Here is a 6,546-nt window from a genome sequence, read left to right as displayed (position 1 = left end):
ATGCCTGGGGGTCAGGGGGGGGGGGGGGGGTTTGGGGGGGGGGGCGTGGGGGGGGGCGCGGGGGCGGGGGCCGCGGGGGGGGGGGGGGGGGGGGTGGGGGGGGGGGGGGGGGGGCCCCCCCCCCGCGCCGAGGGAGACGACCGAGCGGCCGGCCGGGGCGAATCGGGCCAGGACGACCAGGGCGCCGCCACCGCGGGCCAGGGCCGAGCCGAGACGTTCCTGCGCGGTGCTCAGGCGGCGGGAGCGGGCGATGGCGCGGTCCAGACGTTCCCCGCCGCGCCAGGCCAGCCGGTACGCCACCAGGTCGCCCAGCACGGACGCGGTCGTCGCGCACAGGATGAGGACGAGGATGTCGGGGACCTTGTCCGGGACCTGGCCGGCCGCCGCGCCGGAGCCCGCGGCCGCCGCGGTGGCGGCCGTGATCACGAGCACGCCGCTCGGCAGCACCGGCAGGAACACGTCCAGGAGCACCGACAGCGCCACCATGGCGTAGATCCAGGGGCTGCCGGTCAAGGCCCCCACACTCTCGAACACCGCTACTCCCCGTCGTCCCCCCGTGGCCGGTCCGCGCTGCGATGCCGCGGGTGTCGCGGGGGTGCGGCAGGGCGGCCCATAACAGCCATACAGCGTACGCCGGGGGCGTGACAGCGCATTCACCGGGGGCTCGTGCGTTGGGCACAAGGTGTTCACCGGAAAAGTGGAACAGAGCGGAAAGTGGAACAGAGCGGAAACTGGAAGGCGGGCCGACCGCCGTGTCAGGCAACCACCCGGCCGCCGGCCCGCCGGTGGATCAGACAGACTCCGGACAAACAGACACCGGCTCAGACAGATACCGGCTCAGACAGACACCGGTGCCTGCTCCGACGCGGGCGTCCGTGCCGATGTCGAACGCCTGGCGAACAGTTGGTCCAGGCCGAAGGCGCCGGAGCCGGTGAAGACCAGCAGCAGCATGACCCAGCAGAACATCGCCGAGGCCTCGCCGCCGTTCTCCATGGGCCACAGGGCGTTGGGCTGGTGAACCTTGAAGTACGCGTACGCCATCGCGCCCGAGGAGATGAACGCGGCGGCCCGCGTGCCGAGGCCGAGCAGTACGAGGGCGCCGCCGACCAACTCGATCACGGCCGCGTACCAGGTGGGCCAGGCGCCGGCGTCGACCGTGCCGCCCTTGCCGTCGCCGCCGCCGAGGACGCCGAAGAGCTTGGCGGCGCCGTGGCAGGCGAAGAGTAAGCCGACAACGATGCGGAACAGTCCGAGAACGTACGGCTGGGCGCCGTTGAGTCGTGCGGTCATGGGGGGTTACTCCTTCGGTCGGACCGGTCCGTGGGATTGGACCGGTCTGGGGACGGAACCGATGAGTAACTCACGTTAGGAGGCCCTAAGCGATGCTTTCAAGTTCAACATTTGGCCATTGGTTTGCCTCAACTTGCCCTTCCGTTACTGCTCCTGCTGCACGTAGGGCCGCTCTCGCCACCGCGTCCGCGTCCGACAGCGTGACCGAATCCACACCAGGTCTGGCCCCCGCCGCGGTCACCCAGTGCACACCCTCGGTGGGTACTCCGAAGGCGAACCGTCGTGGGTGCACACGATCTTGACGATCTATCAGACGGTACGGCCGCTGCGTCACGTCGAGGCCCCCGGTTTCGTAACCGTCCACGAAATGGGGCCGGCACTGTCCCGTCTTCAGCAGCCGGGCGAGCAACTGGTCGGCCGTCCGCCGCAGATCCGGTTCCGGCAGCCGCGCCTCCACGAGAGTCGTCACGCGCACGGCGGAGCCCGGCACCTCGGGGGAACGCGCCACCCACGCCCCGTCCTCCTCGCGGACCTCCAGGCGTGGCCCGAGCACCTCGACCACGCCCGCCTCCACCAGCGCGGCCAGCTCCTCGACGCGCCGCCGGGGCGGGCCGATGGACAGGAAGGCGTTGAGCGGGGTGTACCAGCGGTCCAGGTGGTCCCGGCGGGACGCGCCGGCGAGTCCGCCGTGGTCGACGATCCGCCGCAGCTCGTTGCGCAGGTCGCGCAGCACGTCCAGGGCCGCCTTCAGCGGGCCGGCGACATTGCCGAGGGCGGCCTGGCCGGCGTCCTCGCGGAGGTGGCCGAGCAGCCAGTCCCGCCAGTCGTCCGGGCCGCGGAAGACCTGCCCCGCGTACGGGCGGGACGTGCGGTCCCAGGACCAGCGCTCGGCCTGCGGCACGCCGAACTCGTCCAGCACGGCTGCCTCTTGCGAGCTGCGGTGGGCGGTGGCCAGGAACCGATCTCGGAAGTCCCGTGAGTCCCGTGAGTCCCGTGAGTCCCGGGAGTCCTGGAAGTCCCGTGAGTCCCGGGGCCGTCCCCATTCCGTGGCCCGGAGCAGCGCTTCGTAATAGACCGTCTCCACCTCCTTCGCCATCAGCGGCCATATCTCCGCGAGGAAGTCCGGTGCCTCGCCGGAGTCGGCGCGCTTGCGGAAGCGGGCGATCACCTCGTCGGTGAGGACGAGCGGGAGGTGACGGCCGTAGGGGCCTTTGGCGTTGTCGCCGCGGGCCTGGTACGGGACGCCGCGTCGCGAACCGGCGTACAGGCGCGGCTCGCGGCCGGAGGGGACGTATCGCAGACCACGCTGATCGGGTACGAAGCGGCCACCGCGGCCCGTCGTCAACAGGGCCGTGTGGTCGAAGAAGTTGAGGCCGAGGCCGCGCAACAGCACGGGTTCGCCGGGGGATATGGAGGACAGGTCGACGTCGGCCGGGTTGGCGGGCGCCACATGCCGCAGCCCGTGTCGTTCGGCGTACGCCGCGAGCCGCCGCAGCGCCGGGTCCGCGACCACCGGCAGATGGCCCTGGGCGAGCACCACGGCGGACAGGCCGGTCAGTACGCGGCCGTCGTCGAGGGCGAGGCTCTGGCGGCCGTCGGGTTCGTCGTCGAGCCGTACCGCGCGCGCCGCGTGCGTCTCGACCCGCACCCCGGGCGGCGCCTCGCGCACCGTGCGTGCGAACACCCACTCCAGGTACCGGCCGTAGTGCGCGCGGGTCGGGTACGCGTCCGGGTCCAGTTCGCCGGCCGCCCACTCGTGCAGGCTGGGGCCCGGACGGATCGGCCCCGAGCATTCCACGCTGTCGTCGGTGAACAGGGTCACCTGCGAGGCCACGGTGTTCATCAGCAACTCGGACGACTGCGCGGTGCGCCAGACGCGGCCGGGGCCGGGCGGCGCCGGGTCGACGACGTGGACGGTCAGCCGTGCGCCGGGCGGGAGGAGTTCCGGCGCGGAGGCGCAGAGTCGTTCCAGGACGCTGGTGCCGCGCGGTCCGGCGCCGACCAGGGCGACGGAGACGGGCGCGTGGTCCGTGGTCGGTGCGGGCAAGGGTGGGACTCCCTGGCATGGGCGCGTGGCGGAGTTCGAGCGGTGCGGTGAACCGCCCGCTGGAAGCGGACGGTCCGCCTCATCATGCCGTCGGGAACAGGGGGAGCCGACCCCCGGGGACCCGGACTGTGGGACGCGTCACGAGCATCACGGGTCACGTGCGCAACAACCGGGCGCAATAGGGGGATCAACGGTCACGGACGCAACAACCGGGCGCAAAGGGGGTCAGGGGGATTACGGGGGATTCAGGGGAATTACGGGACGAGCTCGGACTCCACGACCGTCCGCAGTTGGGGGCTCGCTCCCCGCACCTCACGCGCCTGGTCCAGCCGCAGCCGGGCCGAACGGCCGCGCAGCGTCAGCGTCATGAGCTGGTTGCCGAACCAGGGCCCGCCCGTCCGGCGCCAGTCGACCGGCGGACGCGGACAGCCGCCGTGCCCGGCGAAGCGGCGGCCCAGGGCCCGGGCCACCGCGCTCCAGCCGAACCGGAAGCCGAGCCGGATCGACAGGGGGATGGAGTTGTGGACGGGGGAGCAGGTCAGCTGGAGGACCCGGGCGTCCGGCACCCCGGAAACCGGCCCAGCAGGTGGCCCAGGGACCGCCGATCCGGAAGCCGATCCGGAAGCCGCTCCGGAGACCGCCCCAGACACCGTCCCGGAAGCCGACCCGGAGACCGCCCCAGAGACCGCCCCGGAAAGCGCCCCGCCAGGCCACACCGGCTCGGCCACATACGCGTGGTGCACGTCCCCGGAGAGTACGAGCACCGTCGCCGGCGCGTGCGGCCCCGAACCGGCCTCGGCGATCAGCGCCGCCAGCGCGTCGAAGGACGCCGGGAAGGCCGCCCAGTGCTCCAGGTCGGCCCGGCGCCGCAGGTCCTCCCCGAAGCGGGCCCACCGCGCACCCTTCTCGCCCCGGCACAGCGCCGCGTTCCACCCCTCGGCGTCGTGCACCAGGTGCGGCAGCAGCCAGGGCAGCGAGGTGCCGATGAGGAGGTGGTCGTAGGAACCGGGCGTGTCCAGCGCCTGCTCGCGCAGCCACCGCTCCTCGCCCGGGTGGAGCATCGCGCGGTTCTTCTCGTCGAGGACGCGGGCCGCCCGGGTGTCCACCATGAGCAGGCGTACGCGGCCGAAGTCGCGCCGGTAGCTCCAGCGGACGGAGGCCGGGTCGGCGTCGGCCTCGGCGGCGAAGGTACGGAGCAGGTCCGTGCCGTCGGGGGTCTCGCGCACGGCCGCGTACAGGGGATCGGCGGCCAGTTCGGCCGGGGACAGGTTCCCCAGGTGCTGGTGCACCCAGTACGACATCAGGCCGCTCAGCAGCCGCTCCTGCCACCAGTCGACGGCCCGCATGTCGGCGAGCCAGGCGGCGGAGGTGTTCCAGTCGTCGATGACGTCGTGGTCGTCGAAGATCATGCAACTGGGCACGGTGGACAGCAGCCAGCGCACCTCGGGGTCGAGCCAGGACTCGTAATAGAGGTGGGTGTACTCCTCGTAGTCCGCGACCTCGTTGCCCGGCGGGTCGCTCAGGTCGCGGCGCGCGGCCAGCCAGCGGCGGGTCGCGCCCGAGGTCTCGTCGGCGTAGACCTGGTCGCCCAACAGCAGCAGCACGTCCGGCCGCTCGCCGTCCGGATCGGCGGCTATCCGGGCCGCGAGGGTGTCCAGGGCGTCGGGGCCGACCGGGTCCTTCTCGTCGGAGGGAGGGGCGGCCCAGCGGCAGGAGCCGAAGGCCACGCGGACGGTGTCGTCCTCGCGCGGGGCGCGGATCAGGGAGGGCGGGAAGGGGGAGTCCGGCAGCGGCCACACGCGCGTGCCGTCGAGGAACACCTCGTACGCCGTCGCGGTGCCCGGCGTCAGACCGGTCACCGGGACGAGGGCGTAGTGATGGCCCTCGACCTGGAAGGTGCGGGCCTCACCGCCGGAGCCGTCCGCGCAGCGCACCTCGGCGGCGCACGGACGGCTCGCCTCGACCCATACGGTCGCGGACGAGCCGTCGGCATACCTCAGCAGTGGTCCCAGGCGTAGTCCCGCCACGCGATCACCCTCCTCCGTCGCCCCGTACGGTACGGAACGACGGAGGTCAGCGGGGAGGTTCCGCAGATCACGGTTCGGTGATCCTGACCTTGGTGACCTTGGTGACCTTGGTGACCTTGGTGACCCCGGTGATCCCGGTGTGCTGATCGCGTGATCAGCAGTTGGCGAGGTAGTTCGTGAGCGCGCTCTTCTCGGCCGAGTCGACCGAGAGGTCGTAGTAGTACTTCACCTGGACCCAGGCGCGGACGTAGGTGCAGCGGTAGGCCGTGCGCGAGGGCATCCACTCGGCCGGGTCCTGGTCGCTCTTCTCCTGGTTGACGTTGTCCGTGACGGCGATGAGCTGCGGGCGGGTCCGGTCGTTGGCGAAGGACTGGCGGCGGGAGGTGGTCCAGCCGTCGGCGCCGGAGTCCCAGGCCTCGGCGAGCGGGACGAAGTGGTCGATGTCGAGGTCGGAGGCGACGGTCCAGGTGGCGCCGTCGTAGACGGAGTACCAGCTGCCACTGGTGGCGGCGCAGGTTGTGGAGTCCTGGACGACGTTCGTGCCGTCGCGCTTGAGGATGACCTCGCGGGTGTTGCAGCCGCCGGGCTCGTCGTCCTGGGCGATCCAGTGCGGGAACAGGTCGCGGTCGTAGCCGGTGCGGTCCTCGGTCGCCACGGTGAGCGAGGCGAGGTAGGTGCGGGCGGTGGCGGCGCTGACCGGGGTGGGGAGGGCGGCGGAGGCGGTCGGGCTGTTGAAAAGCCCGACGGAGGCTATGAGACCGGTGAGCGCCGCGAGTATGCTGACGCGTCGACGCGCGTAGAACTTCGACATGCGAACTCCCAAGAGGTGTGGGGTGTTGCAGTGCGGGCGAGGAAATGCTCGCCGCGCGGTGTTGCGGGGAGGTGTGCGTTGGGTAAGAAGCTAATGACGTGTTCATGACACGACAAGGGGTGCGACAAGACTTCCGGCCCGGCGGCTTCGCGTACCATGGACGGCGCAGAAGGGGAGTAGCTCTTCGCCGGAACCGTCGACATACTGCTCAGCTCGTCTGAGCCGGCGCCCGGAGGCAGGTCCTTTTTCCGGGTTCGTTTTCCGGATTCATTGGGGATCGGCCAGCGAGACCTTCGGCAAGCAGTGCACGCCCGTGCCGTACGGCACGGGCGCCGAGTGCGCTGCCGTGCCGAAGTGTCGCAACAGCCGTC

At 71.8% G+C, this 6,546-nt stretch carries 4 protein-coding genes and 1 pseudogene; all 5 read right to left on the bottom strand.

The window, feature by feature from the left end; translation table 11 throughout:
* Nucleotides 1–120 precede the first annotated feature (120 nt).
* Nucleotides 121–534 (bottom strand): annotated as a pseudogene (locus AB0I77_RS13835) (hypothetical protein); the annotation flags it as partial.
* Nucleotides 535–837: 303 nt separating this feature from the next.
* The gene (locus AB0I77_RS13830; RefSeq protein ID WP_363282721.1) at nucleotides 838–1,290 is read right to left on the bottom strand and encodes a DoxX family protein; all 453 of its coding nucleotides are present in this window, start codon (nucleotides 1,288–1,290) and stop codon (nucleotides 838–840) included.
* 85 nt (nucleotides 1,291–1,375) lie between these two features.
* Nucleotides 1,376–3,337 carry an FAD/NAD(P)-binding protein gene (locus AB0I77_RS13825; protein ID WP_363282720.1) on the bottom strand — a complete coding sequence of 654 codons (1,962 nt, stop codon included), beginning with the start codon at nucleotides 3,335–3,337 and terminating at the stop codon, nucleotides 1,376–1,378.
* A gap of 254 nt (nucleotides 3,338–3,591) precedes the next feature.
* Entirely contained in the window at nucleotides 3,592–5,364 is a 1,773-nt protein-coding gene (locus AB0I77_RS13820; protein WP_363282719.1) for an alkaline phosphatase D family protein, read from the bottom strand.
* A gap of 154 nt (nucleotides 5,365–5,518) precedes the next feature.
* Entirely contained in the window at nucleotides 5,519–6,175 is a 657-nt protein-coding gene (locus tag AB0I77_RS13815; RefSeq protein WP_363282718.1) for an HNH endonuclease family protein, read from the bottom strand.
* Between the last annotated feature and the right edge of the window lie 371 nt (nucleotides 6,176–6,546).

The organism is Streptomyces sp. NPDC050619 (assembly GCF_040654815.1).
GTDB lineage: Bacteria > Actinomycetota > Actinomycetes > Streptomycetales > Streptomycetaceae > Streptomyces.
Note: the sequence above shows the minus strand (reverse complement) of the source record. Positions and strands in the feature narration are given on the sequence as shown.

Coding starts and splice junctions, on each gene's coding strand:
- AB0I77_RS13830 (WP_363282721.1), bottom strand. CDS start 1,290: ATGACCGCACGACTCAACGGCGCCCAGCCGTACGTTCTCGGACTGTTC.
- AB0I77_RS13815 (WP_363282718.1), bottom strand. CDS start 6,175: ATGTCGAAGTTCTACGCGCGTCGACGCGTCAGCATACTCGCGGCGCTC.